Origin of the sequence: Mesorhizobium sp. BH1-1-5 (assembly GCF_020165615.1) — a bacterium.
Taxonomy (GTDB): domain Bacteria; phylum Pseudomonadota; class Alphaproteobacteria; order Rhizobiales; family Rhizobiaceae; genus Mesorhizobium.
On record NZ_JAIUIM010000012.1, the window covers coordinates 47410 to 66362 of the forward strand.

Below are 18953 nucleotides of genomic sequence, written 5' to 3' on the forward strand. Positions count from 1 at the left end.
GCATGAAGGCAGTCGGATTCACCAAGGCCGGACCCGTCGACGCGCCGGATGCTCTTGTCGACGTCGAATTGTCCCGACCGAGCGAATTGCAGGACCGCGACCTTCTGGTCGAAATAAGGGCGATTTCGGTCAATCCGCTCGACGCCAAGCTCAGGCGCATAGCCGACCCGGGCGGTGCGCTCAAAGTGCCCGGCTACGACGCCGCCGGGATCGTCGTGGCGGCGGGCTCGAAGGTGACGAACTTCAAGACAGGCGACGCCGTGTTCTACGCCGGCTCGGTCGTTCGTCAGGGCAGCTACGCAGAATATCAGCTTGTGGACGAGCGGATCGTCGCGGCGATGCCGAAGAGTCTCGATTTTGCGCAAGCGGCGGCCTTGCCGCTGACCACGCTGGCAAGCTGGGAGCTTCTGTTCGACAGGCTTGTCGCCCGTCCCCGGCCGGCCGCAGATGGACGGACCCTGCTGATTGTCGGCGGCGCCGGCGGGACCGGCTCCATGGCGATCCAGCTCGCGCGCGCCTTGACCGATTTGACGGTGATCGCGACGGCGTCCCGACCGGAGACGGCTGACTGGTGCCGGAAGCTTGGCGCCGCCCATATCATCGACCACCGGCAGCCGTTGAAGCCGCAGGTCGAGGCGTTGGGCTTCAAGGGCGTGGAGCTCGTCATGGCCCTGGCCCAGACGCCTCGACATCAGAGCCAGTTCGTGGATCTGGTCCAGCCGTTCGGGTCGATCGGGGTCCTCGATGATCCCGATCCGTTTCCGCTCGCGACGTTGAAAACCAAGTGCATTGCCGTGCATATGCATTCAGTGATGGGACGGCCGGTTTTTCAGCGCCCGGACATGGCCGAGCAGGGCGCAATTCTGCGCAAGCTGGCGCAGCTGGTCGACGCAGGCCAGGTGCGAACCACGCTGGCGCAGCGCCTGGGGCCGGCCTCGGCGAACGCGCTGATCCAGGCCCACCGGCATATCGAGGCCGGTTCCGTGAATGGCAAGATTGTATTCGAAGGTTTTTGAGGCGCCATTGCTTCGCGCCTGGCTGCGACAAGGAGGAGAGTATGGACAAGTCGTCGACGATCATGTGGGTGGGAACGGTGCGGTCGCTGCCGCTGAAGGAGCAATTGCGCGCCTCGCGGCTGGCAGGCTGCGATGCCATCTCCATCACGCCATGGCACTATTGCCGCTGGCTTGCTGACGGCATCACAACGAAGGACATGCTGCTCATGGCGGATGACGAGGGGGTGAAGCTCACCCAGCTCGATCCCTATTCGCGCTGGGCGACGCACTGGCTGCCCGACAATCTCGACCCGGCCGCGTTTTCGCTCGGCTTTTTCGGATTTGACGAAGACGACTTCTTTCGTATCGGCGAGGCGCTTCGGGTCGACTCCATGAGCTGCATCATCACCTGCCCGAAAAGCCAGGTCTCGATCGATCAGCTCATTGAGGGCTTTGCCAGGACCTGTGACCGGGCCGCCGGCCTTGGCTGGCGCTGTGACCTCGAATTCATCCCGTTCTGGGGCCTTCCCGACCTCGAGACCGCCTGGAAGATCATCAAGACCGCGGATCGCGACAACAGCGGCCTGGTGTTCGACTTCTGGCACTATCTGCGCGGAAAGCCGGACCCGGCGCTGCTCGACACGATCCCCGGCGACAGGATCTCCACCGTGCAGATCGCCGATGCCGACGCCAAGCTGACACCCGGCCGGTCCCTGCTGGACGACTGCATCTTCCATCGCGTGGACGCCGGCACCGGCGGCTTCCCGGTGGTCGAGCTGCTCCAGCAGCTTCATCGCATCGGCGGGCTCAATCGTTATGGACCCGAGACCTTCTCCGGTCTCTACGACACGCTGTCGGCCGATGAGATCGGCAACCGGAGCCGGGTGGCGCTCGCAAATGTCTTCGACAAGGCGGGTATTCCACACCGTTTCGGGACAGCCGAGGCCGCCTGAGTCGGTTGCAAGTCAACAACGGCGTTGCCGGCCAATCATCGGCAGATAACGGGCTGCCTGCCACGGCCGCGGCCGGCGCGGCGTTCCGCCGGGCCGGCGGAAGTCCGCGACGCCATGAAAAGACAAGCGAGGGATTGTGATGACTGCACCGGTCGATTTCGTCTTCTGGCCTGCGTCGGCGCGCGCGCATGGGTTCCGGGGGCATGTGGAAGCCGCAAGGGCAGGTGGCTTCACCGCTCTTGCCATCGCGCCTGAAACCTACCTCGAAGCATTGGAGTCGGGGCTCACGCCATCGGATATGAAGGCGATGGCCGCCGATGCCGGCGCCCCGCTGCGCTATCTGGATTCGCTCACCGACTGGGCCCCCATCCGTGTGCCTGCGGAATGTTCGCCGGAGCTGCGCGCCCGCTTCGATGTCAGCACCGATCATTCGTTTCGCATGTGTGAGAAACTCGGTTTGACGTCGATCCTGGCGGTTGCCGGTTTTGACAAGGGAACGGTTGAGCTCTCCCGGCTGGTCGACGGGTTCGGGCGGCTTTGCGAGCGCGCCAGGGCTCAGGGATACTGGATCGATCTTGAATTCATGCCGTTCTGGGGAATGCCCAATCTTTCCGATGCCTGGGCGATCGTCAGTGGCGTCAATCCATCCAATGCCGGCATCCTTGTCGACGTATGGCACTTTTCCAAGGGCGCATACGAGCTCGACCTGCTCAAGAGCCTGCCGGCCAAGCACCTGGCTGGAATGCAGATCGATGACGGTCTGCGGCGGCAGGTGGGCAAGTCGCTCTTCGACGATACGATCAACTATCGGAATTTCCCGGGAGAGGGCGAGTTCGATGTCGTGGAGATCATCAAGATCGTCGCGAGCAAAGGCAACCTTCGCCATGTCGGCCCAGAAGTCTTCTCGCTCGAAGCCGACGCGCTGTCGCCGTCAGCGGCTGGGGTGCGTTCGGGCGACACTTCCCGCAGGGTGCTGGCAGAGGCCGGCGTGAGGCTGGCAATAGCCTGACACTTGCGCCCGGACAAAGAAGGTCCGGGCGCTTGCATGCTATCTTGTCTTTCGTTCCGCGGCGAAGCGGCGGGCGAAATCCCCGAAGCCGGTGGGCTCGCGGCCGAGGATCATCGACGCCACCACCGGATTGCCGCCCGGCAGACCGAAGCGGTCATAATGCCGGCACATCGCTGCATAGATCCGAAGATAGTCGTCAGGAAACCGGTCGCGGTTGCGGCGTCGCCATTCCGTCGGCGCATAGCGCGACGCTTGAACCGGTTTCCCCAAAAGTCCGGTCAGCACCTTCGCCATATCGGCATGTGAAAGCGGCTCGCCGCCGACCAGCTCATACGTGCCCCCGATGTAGCGCTCGGTCGTCAGCACGACCGCCGCCGCCTCGGCCAGATCGGCGAGATCCACCATCGCCATGGGAAGGTCTGTCCGATAGGGGCGTTCATAGATGCCCTCGGCTTCGATCTTCGACCATTCGAGCGCGATGTTCTGCATGTACATCGCCGGCTGAAGGATGGTGTAGGGCAGGCCGGATTCGATCAGCATCTCCTCCAGCCTAAGCTTCTGCCGGTGGTGGATCATGGTTCGGCACTGCGAATGGAACACCGAATGAAGGACGAAATGCCTTAGGCCGGCATCGCTGGCGGCGGCGATGATGTTGGCTCCCAACGCTATTTCACGGTCGTTGAAACGCGGGCCGATATGGTAGAGCCGCCCAATTCCTGAGACCGCGCTATCGAGCGACGAGCGATCTCCGAGATCGGCGACCGCGATCTCGTGCGCGCCGGCAGCGCGAAGGCCGTCCTGTGCCGCCAGCGTGCGGGTCATGGCACGAATCCGCGCTCCGCGTGCGGCAAGCGCGGCGATCACCGCTTTGCCTGTCCGCCCCGTGGCGCCTGTGACAAGCACGGTTTCTCCCGTTCCCATGGCCGAACCTCCCGTTGAATGCGCTGCGGATCGATCGTCACTTTTTCTTTTAGATAATTTATTCAGCTTTACAAAATAGATTTTTTGAGGAAATGTAATTTCTGCAGGCCGTAGAGGACGGCCGATCGCATGAACACGATCATCGGGAGGATGAAGTGAAACTGCTGAAGAGGATTTCAGCCGCGGTAGTGGCGGCTGTGGCTATCGCCGTCGGGCCTCTGGCCAGCCACGGCGCAATGGCCCAGGAGAAACCAAAAACCATCTATCTGGCGGTCGGAACGACCAGCAGCGAGTATTGGCAGGAAGTCATCTGGGGCGCCCAGCAGGTGGCGAACTCCGTCGGCGCCAAGCTCGAGGTCTACGAGAGCGGCTTCGACGGCCAGAAGCACATGCAGCAATTGGGGGCGATACTTGCAGCCGGCTGCGAAGGCTGTGCGTTCGCCTGGTTCCCGGACTCGACCGCTTTCACCAAGGCTTTCGTTGAGCGTGCCGAAGCCGGCGGCGCCTTCATGACGACGATGTGGAATCGTCCTGAGGAGATCCATCCATGGGACACGGCTTCCGATGCATGGATCGCCAACATTTCGTTCGACGGTGTTGATTCCGGCTATCAGAACGGCATGGCGCTGTGCAAGGCGATCGGCGGCAAGGGCGGCATCGCGGTCCTCAAGGGGACGCCGGACAATCCGCCGTCGAAGCAGCGCGAGATTGGCCTCCTGAAGGCGGTCTCGGAATGTCCGGGCATGACGATCCTCGACACCCAGATCGGCAATTGGGGGCAGACGGAAGGTCAGAACATCACCCGTACATGGATTGCGCGCTACGGGGACCAGCTGAAGGGTGTCTTCGCGCAAAATGACGGCATGGCGCTCGGCGCGGTCGCAGCGCTGCGCGAGAAAGGCCTGGCCGGCAAGGTCCCTGTCACCGGCTCCGACGGATCCAGCGACGTGCTGAAGCTGATCAAATCCGGCGAGATGCTGTCCAGCATGCGGATCAGCTCGCAACTGCACGGAGCCGTGGCGGCAGCTCTTGCCTACGCGGTGGCCTCGGGAGACCTCAAGATCGGCGACCTGGCGCAGGCGCAGCGCGACTTCTACCTGGTGCAAACACTCGCGACCAAGGACAATGTGGATGCGATGCTCTCGGCCCAGCCGAACCCGGCCGACTTCACCTACGACGCGCTGAAGAAGAATTTCTGGGCGCGGTCAAAGGGTCAGATCCCGGTCGGCGTGAACTGAGCCGCGCCATGACCCAGGCGCAATTGCACGCCCACGACACCAGCGTTCCGGGCACATCGGACTCGGTGTCTTGAAGTCGGCCGGTCCCATAGTGTCGCTGCTTGCGATGATTTTGGTGTTCGCCAGCCTCACCCCGAATTTCGTTTCGGTGGCCAATTTGCAGGCGATCCTGGAGTCGGCGGCGGTTCCCGCCGTGGTCGCAATCGGGATGACTTTCGTGCTGGTGCAAGGCTCGATCGACCTGTCGGGCGAGGGAGTGGCTTCGCTCGCCAACATCCTGCTTTCGATCCTGATCGCTAACAGCGTCACCGCACACGATCTTGGTGCGGGTGCGATCGTGGTCGCGCTGGGCGCGGGTCTGGCCGTCGGTGCCCTCAACGGGACACTGTATGCCTATCTGCGCATGCCGTCGCTCATCGTCACGCTTGCGATGTGGCTGATCACGCTCGGCCTGGCGGCTTTGCTCTTTCCCTCCAGACAGCCGCAAATCCTGGACGGCGGTTTTGTCGGATTGACCCTGCACAAGCATCTGGGCCTCAGCGCGCTGGTGTACCTGTCAGTGGCGGTCGCTTTTGTTGCCTTCATTATCGAGCGGCGCACCAAGCTTGGCCGTATCGGCTTTGCCATCGGCGCTGACGAGGCGCTTGTCCGGTTGGCCGGCCTGAATGTGAATTTCTACAAGGTCGGCGCTTTTGCCATCTGTGGATGTCTGACCGGATTGGCCGGCATCTTGACCGCGGCGCAGATCGGCGTCGGCAATCCCCTGGCGGGAGAGGGGCTGCTCTTTCCCGGAATCGCCGCTTGCGTGATCGGCGGCACGTTGCTGTCCGGCGGCCGGGGTGGCGTGCTGCATTCACTCGTCGGCGTCCTTGTTCTCGTCACCCTGCGCAACGGGCTCGTGCAGACGGGAGCCAACCCTCTGCTGCAGAAAGCCATCGAGGGAATGGTGATCGTCGTCGCGGTCGCCGCGTCCACATGGCACCTGCGGCGCAAGACCAGAGTGGTAAAATGAGCGCGCTCCTGTCCCTGCAAAACATCTCCAAACGCTTTCCCGGCGTTCTCGCTCTCGATGAGATCGACATGGAACTGCGCGAGCACGAGGTTCTCGGCCTGATCGGCCAGAACGGATCGGGCAAGTCGACATTGATGAAGATCATCGGCGGCCTCCATCAACCAAGCGCAGGCGAAATGCGTCTGCGCGGTTCGCCCGTGCGCTTCGGCTCTCCCCTCGAGGCCGCGCGAGCGGGCATTGGCCTTGTCCATCAGGAGCAGTCGCTCATCGGCAATCTCACCGTTGCCGAGAACCTTTTCATCGACAAGCCGACCGACTTCAGCCGCTTCGGATTCTATCGGCGGGGCCGGATGAACGATGCGGCCCGTATCCAACTGGACAAGGTCGAACTGGATGTCGCGCCCGATACGCCCGTCGACCAGCTGACCTTTGCGCAGCGCCAGATGGTCGAGCTGGCCAAAGTGCTGTCGCTCGAGGAACTGGTGGAGGGCCATCTCGTCGTCCTATTCGACGAGCCGACGTCGGTCCTGACGCCGACCGAGATCCAGGCGTTGTTCCGCCAGGTGCGGCGGCTGAAGATGCGCTCATCGGTCGTCTTCATCTCGCATCGCATGGAGGAGGTGCTGGCGATCTCCGACCGGGTCTATGTGCTTTCCGATGGACGCAATGTCGCCGAAAGAGCGAAAGGCGAGACTGATCCCGACGAGCTGTACGAGCTGATGGTCGGACGCCAGCGCGCCGGTTCGGTGCTGCCGAGGAACAATCCGCCGGACAAGAGCGCGCCGAAGCGACTGGCAGTCCGCGACCTGACGGTGCCGGGCAAAGTCGAGGATGTGACCTTCGATGTCGCGTCCGGGGAGATCGTCGGCTTGATCGGCGTCCAGGGATCCGGCGCCGAAGCGGTCTGCCGCGCGATTTTCGGCGTCGAGGACAGCCATAGCGGCCACATCGAATATGAGGGTCGGCCAGTGCGTGTCAGCTGTCCGAGCGGCGCCGTCGGTCTCGGCATAGGCTATGTCCCCGCCGAGCGTAAGGCGGAAGCGATGATGAAAGGGATGAGTGTCTGCCAGAACATGACCGTAACCTTCGGGTCGGACTACGGCTATGGCGGGCTCTTGCTGTCGAAACGGCGCGAACGGCGCGAGGCGGCGAACTGGGTTGAGCGGCTCAAGATTAAAACGCCGTCGCTCGACCATCGCATCGACCAGCTCTCCGGCGGAAATCAGCAGAAGGCTGTGCTCAGCAAATGGCTTCTGGGTCGCTCGCTGCGGCTCCTGGTGCTCGATCATCCGACCCGCGGTCTGGATCCCGGAGCGCGCGCCGATCTCTTCAACGCGATCCGTCAATTGGCCGAGGACGGCCTCTCGATCGTCTTCGTGGGCGATACGCTGGATGAGATGGTGACGCTCTCGGACACGATCCTGGTGTTGCGGGACGGGAGGCTCAGCCAGCGCTTCGATGACGTGCAAACCCAACGGCCGTCAGAGGAAGACATCGTGAGGGCGATGGTATGAGCATGCGCCGCGACCCTCTCGATCGAGACTGCACCTGGTGGACCCATCGGAGCCGTTCATGACCCCCGCACTCGCCCGAATGTTCCCATCCATCCGATCCATTGGCGACCTGCTGCGTGCTTGCGGGCCGGCCATTGTCCTCCTGCTGGTGTTTGCGACCGTGATTTGGATCGCGCCAGGCATCCTCAAATGGCGCGCGATCAATGCGCTGCTCTTCGATGCCGCGCCGCTGCTGATCCTGGTTATCGGCAGCACGCTTCCGGTGCTGCTCGGCTGCATCGACCTGTCGGCAGCCGCCATGGCATCGTTTTCAGCTGTGGTCGTGGCACTGCTTGTCCCCGAATTCGGCTCGGCCGCCGTGCCGCTGGTGCTTGTTGGAGCAGCAGGGATCGGGGCCGCCCAGGGATGGCTGATCGGGCGGCTTCAGATTCCTTCCTTCGTGATGACCCTTGGAACGCTCGGCCTGTTTTCGGGCCTTGCCCTTTATCTCAGCAACGCCTCGACCGTCGCCCTCGGTCCTGAAGTTGCGCCGCTCGACTTTCTCGGCGGCAGGACCCATGGCGTGCCCAATGCCTTCCTCGCGGTGGTGGCGGTGTGGATATTCCTGTCTCTTTTGCTGCGTTTCACGCGTGTCGGCCGGGATATCTATGCCTTCGGAGCGAGCGAACTGGCTGCCTATATGTCCGGCGTCCGGCGCGACCTGATCCGGAGCTGCGCGTTCGCGATCTCGTCGGTCTGCGCCGCCCTCGGCGGGATGATGCTCCTGTCGCAGACCCTCTACAGCGCGCCGACGATGGCGAGCAATCTGCTCTTGCCTGCGCTGGTCGGCGTGGTGGCGGGCGGGACCGCGATCTCGGGCGGGGTAGGCGGCCTGTCTGCAAGCCTGATAGGCGGGCTCACGGCAGTCATGGTCCGCGTCGGCGCCACGATCGCGGGCCTGCCGGGCGCGGCGCAGGACGTCGCCTTCGGCATCATCATTCTGGTCGCGGTCGCCGTTACAACGGACAGGACCAAGATCGGCATCGTCAAGTGATCCGGGCGGCGGCCAAAAAGCATATCTCGGGAGGATTTGATGAGACCAATGGTTCAGCGGCTGGGCTATGTCGCCCTCAACGTGGCGGATATCGAAACTGCGATAGAAGACGCTTGCACGATCGCAGGCGCCCGCGTCGTCGAACGGGAGCGAGGACGCGCGTTGCTGACCTCGAACCAGCGTCAAGCTGAACTCGTCCTGCATGCCGGCGATAGCGACAGCGTTCGATCGATCGGGCTGCAGGCCCATGATAGCGAGGCGGTCGCCGCGGTACGTATCCGTGCCGAACAGGCTGGCCTCAAGATTCTGTCCGAGCGTCCCTCGCTTGCGTGCATCGAGCGCTCCGTCACTTTCGCGACCAGCGAAGGCCATGTCTTTGAGGTCCACACGCCGATGCCGCTCACGCAGCCGGTCCGTCACACGGGCCCGGGCATCCGTCCGCGCTGCCTCGATCACGTGAACCTGTCGAGCAGGGATTCGAAGGCGATCAGCCGGGAGCTCGAAGCCGTGCTCGGGCTTCGGCAGTCGGAGAGGACCACCGGCCATGAAATCGTCTGGATGCGTGCGGCCGACAACCGGCACCACACGGTCGCGACCGTCAAAGGACCAAGCGGGTTGCACCACTTCAGCTGGGAGTTCGCCAGTTTCGACGATTTCAAGCGGCTGGGGGATATGCTTGACGCACAGGGACGCTTCCTCGTCTGGGGACCTGGCCGCCATGGCGCTGGCGACAATCTGTTCGCCTACTACATCGACCGGTCCGGGTTCATGGTGGAATGCATCGCCGAGATGGAAGTCATCGAAGACGAGAACCATCAGCCAAGGATTGCCGACCCGGGTGAAAACCTGTCAAATCCCAAGGTCGTGAACCGCTGGGGCGCACTGCCGCCCCGCCTTTGGACGGAGCATTTTATGCCGTTCGCCGCGCCGATCGCTGCCTGAAATCGGGAGGAAAATCATGGATTTGCAAAAAGTAGACCTTGCCGATGAGGTTCGCCGCGTCATCGAGGGCCTCGAGGAGAAACGCTATTCGGCGATGCTGGCGTCCGATGTCGCAACGCTTGCGGATCTCCTTGATGACGACCTGGTCTACACGCACTCCTTCGGAGAGCGTGACGACAAGGCGGGTTATCTGAAAAAAGTCGCAGACCGGTTCTTCGTCTATCACGAAATCCATCACAGCAGCGAACGCATCGTCGTGCGGGAAGGCCTGGCCGTCGTCGCCGGCACCATGCGCGCGAAGGCGACGGTTGGAGCCGCGGTCCGCGAGATCGACAATTCCTGCATGGCGGTCTGGGGAAAAAGCAAGGACCGGTGGCGTCTGATCGCCTATCAGCCGACACCCTTTCGGAAGTAGTTAGATCGTATCATTGACTTAAAAATATATTTTTTGTAACGATGTGTGAGGTTCGACGGAAGTGAGGACGTCGGATGCGACGGGCGGAGGATGAACAATGACGGCAATTCGCAAGCGGCAGCTTGAAGCGGGCGGCGAGGGCATTCTCGGCATCCACTCCGTCAACCATTTCGTGCTGGCCGTTCCCGACCTCAAGGAGGCCGAGCGCTTTCATCAGGCTTTCGGTCTCGACGTGGTGAACCATCGCTCGGGCTATGCGGTGCGCACGGAAGGGATCGACCACGACTGGGGCTTCTTTGTCCAAGGCTCGCGCAAGCAGCTGCAGCATCTGTCCTTCGGCGTCTTCGACGAGGATTTCCAACGCTTCAAACTGCATCTGGAGGCCAAGGGGATGGAGCTGTTGCCTCCGCCCCAGGGCTTCGAGTCCAATGGATTGTGGTTCCGCGACCACGACGGCAATCTCATCGAGCTGATCGTCGCCGCCAAGACGTCGCCCGACTTTAAGGCGCAGTCGGGGCATGCCTCAACGCCCGCCGGCGTTGTCGCCGCGCCGCTGCGCAGCAAGGCGGCGAAGGTTCGCCCGACCCGACTTGCCCACATCCTGATCTTCACCCGTGACGTCCAGAAGGCGATCGACTTCTACACCGAGGTCCTGGGCATGGGGCTGTCCGACCGTTCGGGAGACAACATCGCATTCCTGCATGGCCGCCACGGCAGCGACCATCACATGCTTGCCTTCGTCAAATCATCGGCGCCTGGCCTCCATCATACAAGCTGGGACGTGCCGCTGATCGACAATGTCGGGCAAGGTGCGATGCAGATGGCCGACAAGGGTTTTTCGAGAGGCTGGGGACTGGGGCGCCATGTGCTTGGTTCGAATTTCTTCCACTACATCCGCGACCCCTGGGGCAGCTACGCCGAGTACTCGTGCGACATCGACTACATCCCCGCCGAGATGGATTGGGAATCCAAGGACCACGATCCGCAGGATTCATTTTACATCTGGGGGCCGACTCCGCCTGACGACTTCGCGCGCAATTATGAGGCCGAGTAGGCGAAACGGGCTTTTCGACACCATTGCAGCCCGTCGGGATGGATAAGGCTCCGGGCAAAGAACGCAGAGCAAAGGAAATTGCATGATCAGAATACTGAAGTCGGGGCGATCCGCGGAAGCCAAGGCGACCGATGCCAGCGCCGTCCGCGGGGCGGTCGAGAGTGTTCTCATCGACGTCGAGGCCCGTGGAGACACTGCGTTGCGGGAACTGTCGCAGAAGTTCGACCGGTGGTCGCCGCCGTCCTTTCGTCTTTCGCAGGACGAGATCGATGCATGCGTCGGGGCGCTGTCTTCCCGCCAGCTGGACGATATCCGCTTCGCGCAGGCGCAGATCCGCCGCTTTGCCGAAGTCCAGAAGGCCGCCCTCAAGGATGTCGAGGTCGAGACTCTGCCCGGGGTGGTGCTCGGCCACCGCAACATTCCGATGAATTCGGGCTCGCGCCGCACGGCATCCGGGTCAACAGCATTGCCCCCACCTTCATCGAGACCCCGATGACGGCTCCTTACTTTGAAAGCAAAGCTTTTCGAGATGAGGTATTATCCAAAGTCAAGCTTGGCCGACTCGGTCGAGTCGAGGACCTGACGGGGGCCGTTGTCTTTCTTGCTTCGGACGCTGCTGCATTGATGACGGGCACTTCCATCAAGGTCGACGGCGGTTGGACGGCGGAATGACTTTGGCAAGTTTGACATTCGATACAAGTTGGCCAAGAAGCGGCACGATGCCAGATCCATTTGAATCACTTCTACGGTCAGACAAGCGACATTGAGATGGACTCGGTAGCCCGCACGATTGCCAACGACGTTTACGAGCAACTGCGCCACGACATCATTTCGTGCCGCATGCTTCCGGGATCCAAGATCAACATCCAGGCCCTCGTGCAGAAGTATGAGGTGAGTTTGGGCGCTGTCCGCGAAGCGCTGTCGAAACTCTCGGCCGAGGGCCTTGTCGACGCAAGGGCGCAGCGCGGCTACACGGTTTCCGACGTGTCTCCGGAAGACCTCGCTGAATTGACCGATGCTCGCGTCCGCATCGAACAGGAGTGCCTCAAGCTTGCGATCGAGAAAGGCGGGCTTGAGTGGGAGACAGATATTGTGGCCGCCCTCCATCGTCTCAGCCACACGCCGTACACGATGCCCGATGACCCCGCTGTTCTGGACCAGCGCTGGGTCAAGGCGCATCGAGAATTTCACCGTGCTTTGGTTTCAGCCTGCGGCAACCGTTGGCTGCTTCGGATTCGCGGGCAGCTTTACGATCAAAGCGAGCGCTACCGGCAGCTCTCGGTGCCGCTTGCCAGAGCCGAACGCGATGTGGCGCAAGAGCATAGAAACATCGCAGATGCAGTCATTGCCCGCGATGTCACACGAGCCTGCGCGGAGATAGCATCGCATATGTGGACGACAACGCAGATCGTCACGACCGGGCTGACCTAGGTACAACGACCTCTGCAACCGAGTTCGTCTGTTGACCGGACTTCGCAAGCAGGCTCGACAGGCTCAAAATCCCGTCCCGGATTTGAACCTATGGACTAAGACTTGAGGCAGCAGCGATCGAGACTTCGGGCAGGTAGTCGCCGGTTGCTTGTGGAACCATACGGAACGATACGGGAGGGGTCGTGAATTTCGCCCACGAAAAACGCAATGAAATCAAGTTCCTTACGACATCCTCCGGGCCGGCCAAATTCTCGACGCCGTCTATCCGGTCATTGAGCGCCTCGCAAGGAACATAGCCAGTGATACCTTGTAGCCAGGGGGCGGTACCGTTACGGCAACCGCCGAGCAAGTGTGCTACAATTTGTGCTACCTATTGTGATACAAATCGTGTCGCCAAGGACAAAAAACTAAGCAAAAACAATGGCAATTGCAACGTGGTGATCCCAGCCAACGGTACCATCGGCTTCCGGCGTCAGGCGAAGCCGGGGCATCATCCAAGAATTCTTGGCGGCGTCTCGCACCAATAACATTGCAGTCGTCAACCCAGCTCTCGTGGGTACGATCCATTCTCTTTAAGACCGCTGGCTCCATAGAAACCGACATTCAGGTGCCAACCCGATTGGCTACGGTCAGCTGCTATCAGCGCGAAGCCATCGCCCGATACAAAACTTGTACGGACTTCGCAGCAATATGGCCCGCTCGTCGAATTGGGGAAGAGGAAGGTTTCATCAGCCTGGAAATTGTCGGGAACGCCATTTGCAAATGGGTAGGGTGCGTACAAGCCCGAACTATGGACCGAATGCAGGGTGCACTGTTTTTCAGTAATACAGTTCGTTACCCGGGCGGTAACAACGTTGCACAGGTGCTCATCACCTGAAAGGAAGACCACACGCTCGACCTCTTTGTCGCAAAGAAACTTGAGCAACGCATGGAAGGAGCGCGGGTATCCGTCCCACGCGTCAGAATGCAGGGCACAGCTGGGGTGTCCGGCCACTTCTCTGCGACGTGGTAGGATGGCTGAAGGTGTAAGAACAAATTTAGGCAGCTCGGCGTATTCGGGCTTGGTCAGCCATGCGCACAGCTCGTCGAACTGTTTCGGCCCCATGATCTTCGCTTTGTGGCAATTCAAGGCTGTTCTCCCCTCACGCTCGGTGCGGGTATCGCTGAGGAAGAACGGCACGCCATCGTGGGTGAAATTGCGCCAAAGATGAGCCGGAAGGCGCCCGGTTTTGCCGCGTTGATATTTAAGATACGCCTGTGTTCCCGCCTTGAAATCGGTGTCTTTGCCACGCATTTTGGGATCGGGGTCATTGGCCCAGTTGTCCCGGATCTCATGATCGTCCAACATGGTTTCGACCACCAGATTCAGGCGCTGCGTTACCGCCATCACACCGCGGCTTTGACCGCGACGTTCATATGCCATTCGGAAGCGATCATCGGTCACCTTGGGGTCGAAGAGACCGGCGGTTGCGTCGATGTATACCTGATCACCAGCCAGAAGCAGCAGGGTCGGCGCGCCGCTTTCGCCCAGCAGATCGGCAAGCGCAAGCAGGGAGGCATCGGCTGGCCCTCGTGTGGCGTGCTCGCCGTTGGGCATATGGTCGAGGAAGTCACTGGGATACTGGCAGCTAGCGAGGGCGAAGCGAATTTGCGTTGGCCGGCTGCCGTTCTTGCGGTCGTAGCTCCGGCGCAGCTTCCCAGGATCGCCTATGATCAGGCCGCCACGCAAGTCGTCAAGCGTGTCAGCCTCCAGCGCGTCACGAACCGCCTGGACGGCCTCGTCCGGTGCCTTCTGCGCATGTGGGCCGGTATCGAAGACATCAGGTGTTTGACCTGCCAAATCGGGTAGTCGCGGCAACCGGGCAAGACCGCCGATACCCTCGGCCTGTACGTATAGCAAAAGCACCAGGACTTGTTCCGCGGGAGGCCATTCGTGAAGCGGAACATCGAACGCGTTGGGCGACGCGCTTTGCGGCATGTAAAGACCAATCAAACTCTCGCCTTGTTCCATCTGGTCGGGACCAGGTGCAGCCGCTGTCTCGACCATGCAGAGCCGATTTCCTGTCCTGCGAACGGGGACAAGGAGGGCGGCGTGAGGGAACCCGCGCCCTCCGCTGTCTGCTGCCTGAACTCTGATCTTGCCGGCTTCGATCCCAATGCGAACGCCGAATGCTGGGGCCCTGGCCTCGTAGGGGAGAGAACGCGTCAAAGCTCAATACTCCACCGCTTGTGTGACGGGTCGCCTGATCAGACCGACCTGTTGTCTGGAACTCCAAGGTATTTTGCTATGACGCCGCAGATCGACGCGGCGTCTTTGCCGATCAGGCAGTCCTGATGGCCGTGGCCAGGTATGCACCAGGTCAGATAGGAAGGCTGGCCGAGACCCAGATGTGACTGGTTTTCATCGATAACCTGCCTGATCGCTTCCTTTGATTGTGGCTCTTCGACGGCTTCCGAGGATGAATTCAAGTGCGGCACACCGGCCTCTCCGAGCATATTTCGCATCAGCCTCAGCGTCGAAGGGTCAACCAAACCGTTTTCCGCTCCATGGATCGACATCATGGGAAACCGCAGTCGATCCCTTACCCGATCGGGCAGCACGTAACGATTGATGCCGGCCCTATTCGTGACGGTGTTGAAACCGGCGAAATGGATAACCTGCGAGACCGTCTCGACGCTAAGCGGGCCGAAGAAGTCGTCGATTTGGTCGAGCACGGCGTCGGAGAGGTTTTTGAGTGAAAAGGTGCGCGAGTAGAGCGCGTCCATCCGATGCCTTGTCCCGACCCAGGGCGTTACCTTACCCGGAGGCCAGATCGGATTTTCGCGCCGAAACTCGTCAGGCGGCATTCTCGTCGCCGCAAGGGCGCGGTCGAGCAATTGACCGGGCAGTGAGATTTCACTGCGCGGGCTAAACACATAATCCTGAACTTGAAGGAAGTATCGAATATACCGCATTATATAGGCGGCGAGCACATTGGATGAGCTTAAGAGCATCGCCGGTCCGACCTGCGAAAAAACCACCCGCCCAATCTTCTGGTGTAGATCTTGTTGATCCGATCCGCCAAGTATTGCCATGCTGAACATGGCCGCGCCCATGCAATGGCAGACGACATCGAGCTTTTCCTGCTCAGTGACAGCCAGCACGTGGCGGATGGCGATCGGAATATCCTGCTCGGCCATCGTCTCGAATGGCCAGTTGCCGGTGGCTGTTGTCAGGCCCGAGCTCGACCGCATGTCGAGCACCCACACGTCGCGGCCGGCATCGCACAATGTCTGGGCAAGATTGCCGGGCACGGCGGTGTGGGCAAAGGTGGTGCCGCTTGCGCTGTAGCCATGGATGAGCAGTACCGGGCGTTTAGAAACACCCCCCTGGCCAAATCTGGCGAGAGCACCGTTGTAGCGCGCCAAGCGGATGCGAACCGACGGCATCGCCTTGTCCAAGGTCAGCCATTCGATTTGAGGGGTTGGCAGGCCCGTTATTGTCCCGGGCAGCCTTTGTGGCACACGCTCTGAGGGAGGGTCGGGGCGGCGAAAACTCAGCGCATGTATCTGAAGGACGACGCGTAGGCCGTAAAGCAGGAAGGACATCAAATCCGCCAGCGCGGCGACCCTGTTTTCCTGGCCGACTATTCGCAGCAGGGGCACCTGCTGCCGGGCAAGGTAGCGCTTGTTGAGTTCCAGCACCGGTGGTTTCCTGCCGAGCGCAGTCTTGCGCATGCCAGGGAAAGCCACGACCGACATCTCTATCAACTGCGTCCACGGACTGGTGCCGCGTCCATATGTGAGCCGCTTAACCGCTCTGATCTTCCCATGTCGGAATATCGAGCTGTCACCCCCTGCATCGGCAGCGGCCTTCCCGGGCGTCAGGTCATCGGCTTTGACGATCTTGTCGATGCTCAGATCGTACTCGATCAGCCGCACCGCGCCTGCCCGGGAACAAAGGTACAGAATGTCGAACGGTCCGACGCCTGATGGCCCTGCGCTGTCGGGAGGCTTGAGACGTAACCATTTCTGGCCGTGCCCGATCCAGGTATATGCGACGTCGCGAAATCCACGGTTGACCGCCCAGGCCAGCAAAGCCCGTAGTGTTCGAGTAACGGGACCAGACTCTTCGCGATCGAAAAGGCGCAGCGTGCCCGAAATCTCGGCTTCGACGGCGACGTCGGCTTCATAGGCTTTGTCGGCGACAGGGTCGAACCGCTTTCCTGCTCGCAGGATACGCAATCGACCGTCGGCGATACGCAAGCGGCGGCCTTCGGGTGTCTGCGAGGAAAAAAGATCGGGCAGGACCACCGGCTTCGTGGTGATGGTCACTTCGACCATATGCGGTCTTGCCCTGCCGCTGCCGCGCGTCACCAAGGGTATCCGACCTCGCACCTGCTCGGTCAGCTCGATCCTGGTTGGAGTAGGTTTGGGGTTGGTCTGCGGCGTGGAATAAACCGGCCTGACGACGCCGGCGGAATTCCCGGGCACATGACTGTCGGTCAAGCGACCGCCGCTGAGTTGCCATTTCTCCTTGAGCGCGCTGATTGCGCGCAACGCAAGGACGGCGATAGTCAGGGCAGGGTTGATGCCCAATGACGTGGGCACGATCGAGCCATCGAGCACGATCAACCCCTCATGAAGACTGTTAGGGCCGGCCCCGGCTGCGTCGAACACACGGCCGAAATGGTCCGTGACGCCTTGCCGGACGTCATCACCCATGGCGCATCCCCCAAGCGGGTGAACCGTGACCAGGGGGCCCCGCTGGCGGCCGAATACGGCTTCCAATCGATCTGACAATGGACGCCAAAGCAGATTGTTCACAATACGCCCGCCCAACCCCGATCTTTGAAGCATATCGCCAAGACGTGCATGATGTTTCTCGAACCGCGGGTCCAATCGCAACTCCGGCCATCGCACGGTGAGCATTCCATCGCTGTTGTCGGCTATGGCGCCGCCCGGGGCCAGTTCGCCCTCCGCATCGTCGCGGCCGATCATCGCCAGCACAAGGGAGTTCGCGATGGCGTTGGGATCGACTGCAGCGTCGTCGACCCATGAGGAATTTGGCTCGTGCTTCCCCCAATCGCCCTCGGCCACACGATTGAGCACATCGAATGTGGTGGTGCTCTCTTCAAAAATGCGCCGCAGCGGTCCCGGCACCGCCAGGTCTTGAATCACCAGATCGGTGTCCGCGTTGCCTTCGCGCAGATCGATCATCGCGGTTATGGTCGGACCGATCGCGCGGCCGCTGTCGTCGGCAGCGTCAGGAGCAGGAGACTGCGTTTCATCGGCAACGCCATTGACCCGGGTCGCCAGGGCGTGCGCTACCACAAGCATATCCCCGTTGGCGGAAAACTTGCGACCCAACTGATCGGAGAATCTTGTCCGGTCATCCTGCGAGCGCATCAAGATTTCCGTCGAGCCGAAAGTTCCGGCAGCGAGAACCACCCGCCTTGCCCGCAGCGCAAATGGCTTCCGCTGGCGGTCTCTCAACTGCCCGTCCGTGTGGTTGACGTCCACCTGCCATCCATTTTTCAATGGCCAAACGCGCAGGGCGGTTGCGCCGGTGACGATGCGGACTCCGCTTTGTTGGGCAAGGCGCAACAAGTTCAGATCGAGAGATTCTTTGGCGTTATAGTTGCAGCCCGTCGCGCAGTCGCCGCAGCGGCGGCAGGGACTCATCGCAACCCCGGCGGAATTTGTGTGGCAACGGGACGCAACGGTAATATGGGCGGATCGTGCCTTCCCGTCAGCCAACCTGCCAAGTGCGTCGGTTTTGGCTAAGGAAGGGGTGTCGGCGACATCCGTTGCCTTGGCTCCCAGCCAAGCGCGCAGTCGTTCAGCCGTCTCTGCAAGCTTGGGTTCTTTGCGAATTTCGGAAGGCCAGCGCGCCTCCTGGAAGATCTGCGGGTGAGGCATCTCCATGACGCCGGCATTGATCAACGAGCCGCCGCCCAGGCCAGAGGCTATAAGCGCGGCCGCGTCGTCGCTCCAGCGCATGTCGTACAGTCCGTCGAACACCCCGCGCTGCCGCTCCGCGAATGGCGTCGTGAAGCGGACGTGCCCCGCCAGGTCGGCCATGCGGGCCGGGAACATTCCCGCCAGGTACTCCTTGCCGCGTTCCAGAAGGCAGATGCTCAACGGGTTTCCCTGAGCATCCTTGCAGTTGCTAAGTTCGGCGGCGGCAACAGAGCCGCCATAGCCGCTGCCAACTATGACAATGTCGAAATCAAACTCGTCCTTGGCGCGTCTTCTCCGCGGGTTTGCTATCTGAGGCATATCGACAGCCAATGCTTCGAGCCCTCGCGAAAGCCAAACTGTTCCGCGTGGTGGTTCGGCTGCGCCTTCGGGATCGATGGACATTGGCCCCTCCCAACATTGGGCCTGAACTATATGCGAAATTTGATGTAACGTCAGGAAGCCGCACCCGTCATACTGTGGTAGCCTTAAGGAT

The 18953-nt window shown here is 61.4% G+C and carries 15 protein-coding genes and 1 pseudogene; 13 read left to right on the forward strand and 3 right to left on the reverse strand.

Annotated elements, in window-relative coordinates:
- Positions 1 to 2: 2 nt before the first annotated feature.
- From LB572_RS17500 to LB572_RS17510, 3 genes are all read left to right on the forward strand, one after another.
- On the forward strand, positions 3 to 1016 hold the full coding sequence (locus LB572_RS17500) for a zinc-binding alcohol dehydrogenase family protein (protein ID WP_224668667.1): 1014 nt from the start codon (positions 3 to 5) through the stop codon (positions 1014 to 1016).
- Between the two features lie 41 nt (positions 1017 to 1057).
- Positions 1058 to 1948, forward strand: coding sequence for a sugar phosphate isomerase/epimerase family protein (locus tag LB572_RS17505; protein WP_224668565.1), 891 nt, complete (start codon positions 1058 to 1060; stop codon positions 1946 to 1948).
- Between the two features lie 139 nt (positions 1949 to 2087).
- Complete coding sequence (locus tag LB572_RS17510; RefSeq protein WP_224668566.1) at positions 2088 to 2957, forward strand: TIM barrel protein; 870 nt, start codon at positions 2088 to 2090, stop codon at positions 2955 to 2957.
- A 39-nt stretch (positions 2958 to 2996) separates the two neighbouring features.
- On the opposite strand, the gene LB572_RS17515 is transcribed toward LB572_RS17510, so the two are convergent.
- A complete protein-coding gene (locus LB572_RS17515; protein WP_224668567.1) occupies positions 2997 to 3878 on the reverse strand; it encodes an NmrA family NAD(P)-binding protein in 882 nt (293 codons plus the stop codon).
- Between the two features lie 155 nt (positions 3879 to 4033).
- Between LB572_RS17515 and LB572_RS17520 the strand changes: the two genes are divergently transcribed.
- The 10 genes and pseudogenes from LB572_RS17520 (at position 4034) to LB572_RS17565 (ending at position 12517) form a co-directional block, all read left to right on the forward strand.
- Entirely contained in the window at positions 4034 to 5116 is a 1083-nt protein-coding gene (locus LB572_RS17520) for a sugar ABC transporter substrate-binding protein (protein WP_224668568.1), read from the forward strand.
- Between the two features lie 70 nt (positions 5117 to 5186).
- Positions 5187 to 6128, forward strand: coding sequence for an ABC transporter permease (locus tag LB572_RS17525; RefSeq protein ID WP_224668569.1), 942 nt, complete (start codon positions 5187 to 5189; stop codon positions 6126 to 6128).
- Positions 6125 to 7642, forward strand: a complete 1518-nt coding sequence (locus LB572_RS17530; RefSeq protein ID WP_224668570.1) for a sugar ABC transporter ATP-binding protein — start codon at positions 6125 to 6127, stop codon at positions 7640 to 7642. Before LB572_RS17525 ends, LB572_RS17530 begins: the two co-directional genes overlap by 4 nt.
- Before the next feature lie 58 nt (positions 7643 to 7700).
- The gene (locus tag LB572_RS17535; protein WP_224668571.1) at positions 7701 to 8675 is read left to right on the forward strand and encodes an ABC transporter permease; all 975 of its coding nucleotides are present in this window, start codon (positions 7701 to 7703) and stop codon (positions 8673 to 8675) included.
- Positions 8676 to 8723: 48 nt separating this feature from the next.
- A complete protein-coding gene (locus LB572_RS17540; protein ID WP_224668572.1) occupies positions 8724 to 9617 on the forward strand; it encodes a VOC family protein in 894 nt (297 codons plus the stop codon).
- 16 nt (positions 9618 to 9633) lie between these two features.
- Positions 9634 to 10032 carry a nuclear transport factor 2 family protein gene (locus tag LB572_RS17545; protein ID WP_140802673.1) on the forward strand — a complete coding sequence of 133 codons (399 nt, stop codon included), beginning with the start codon at positions 9634 to 9636 and terminating at the stop codon, positions 10030 to 10032.
- A 97-nt stretch (positions 10033 to 10129) separates the two neighbouring features.
- Positions 10130 to 11086, forward strand: coding sequence for a VOC family protein (locus tag LB572_RS17550; RefSeq protein ID WP_140802672.1), 957 nt, complete (start codon positions 10130 to 10132; stop codon positions 11084 to 11086).
- 82 nt (positions 11087 to 11168) lie between these two features.
- A complete protein-coding gene (locus LB572_RS17555) occupies positions 11169 to 11582 on the forward strand; it encodes a histidinol dehydrogenase (protein WP_140802671.1) in 414 nt (137 codons plus the stop codon).
- Positions 11522 to 11758 (forward strand): annotated as a pseudogene (locus LB572_RS17560) (SDR family NAD(P)-dependent oxidoreductase); the annotation flags it as partial. The gene LB572_RS17555 and the pseudogene LB572_RS17560, both read left to right, overlap by 61 nt.
- Before the next feature lie 60 nt (positions 11759 to 11818).
- Positions 11819 to 12517 (forward strand): GntR family transcriptional regulator, encoded by a 699-nt coding sequence (locus LB572_RS17565; RefSeq protein ID WP_210242003.1) that lies wholly within the window; start codon positions 11819 to 11821, stop codon positions 12515 to 12517.
- Positions 12518 to 13055: 538 nt separating this feature from the next.
- Here the strand turns inward: LB572_RS17565 and LB572_RS17570 are convergent.
- Both LB572_RS17570 and LB572_RS17575 read right to left on the reverse strand, forming a co-directional pair.
- On the reverse strand, positions 13056 to 14564 hold the full coding sequence (locus LB572_RS17570; RefSeq protein ID WP_224668573.1) for an alkaline phosphatase D family protein: 1509 nt from the start codon (positions 14562 to 14564) through the stop codon (positions 13056 to 13058).
- Positions 14565 to 14764: 200 nt separating this feature from the next.
- Positions 14765 to 18862: a GMC family oxidoreductase N-terminal domain-containing protein gene (locus LB572_RS17575; protein WP_224668574.1), complete on the reverse strand. Its 4098-nt coding sequence runs from the start codon at positions 18860 to 18862 to the stop codon at positions 14765 to 14767.
- Positions 18863 to 18953: the final 91 nt, after the last annotated feature.

Bases quoted from the DNA above. Each gene is read 5' to 3' on its own strand.
- LB572_RS17500 (WP_224668667.1), top strand. From the start codon at position 3: ATGAAGGCAGTCGGATTCACCAAGGCCGGACCCGTCGACGCGCCGGAT.
- LB572_RS17550 (WP_140802672.1), top strand. From the start codon at position 10,130: ATGACGGCAATTCGCAAGCGGCAGCTTGAAGCGGGCGGCGAGGGCATT.
- LB572_RS17510 (WP_224668566.1), top strand. From the start codon at position 2,088: ATGACTGCACCGGTCGATTTCGTCTTCTGGCCTGCGTCGGCGCGCGCG.
- LB572_RS17575 (WP_224668574.1), bottom strand. From the start codon at position 18,862: ATGTCCATCGATCCCGAAGGCGCAGCCGAACCACCACGCGGAACAGTT.
- LB572_RS17515 (WP_224668567.1), bottom strand. From the start codon at position 3,878: ATGGGAACGGGAGAAACCGTGCTTGTCACAGGCGCCACGGGGCGGACA.
- LB572_RS17505 (WP_224668565.1), top strand. From the start codon at position 1,058: ATGGACAAGTCGTCGACGATCATGTGGGTGGGAACGGTGCGGTCGCTG.
- LB572_RS17570 (WP_224668573.1), bottom strand. From the start codon at position 14,564: ATGGTCGAGACAGCGGCTGCACCTGGTCCCGACCAGATGGAACAAGGC.
- LB572_RS17530 (WP_224668570.1), top strand. From the start codon at position 6,125: ATGAGCGCGCTCCTGTCCCTGCAAAACATCTCCAAACGCTTTCCCGGC.
- LB572_RS17535 (WP_224668571.1), top strand. From the start codon at position 7,701: ATGACCCCCGCACTCGCCCGAATGTTCCCATCCATCCGATCCATTGGC.
- LB572_RS17545 (WP_140802673.1), top strand. From the start codon at position 9,634: ATGGATTTGCAAAAAGTAGACCTTGCCGATGAGGTTCGCCGCGTCATC.
- LB572_RS17555 (WP_140802671.1), top strand. From the start codon at position 11,169: ATGATCAGAATACTGAAGTCGGGGCGATCCGCGGAAGCCAAGGCGACC.
- LB572_RS17540 (WP_224668572.1), top strand. From the start codon at position 8,724: ATGGTTCAGCGGCTGGGCTATGTCGCCCTCAACGTGGCGGATATCGAA.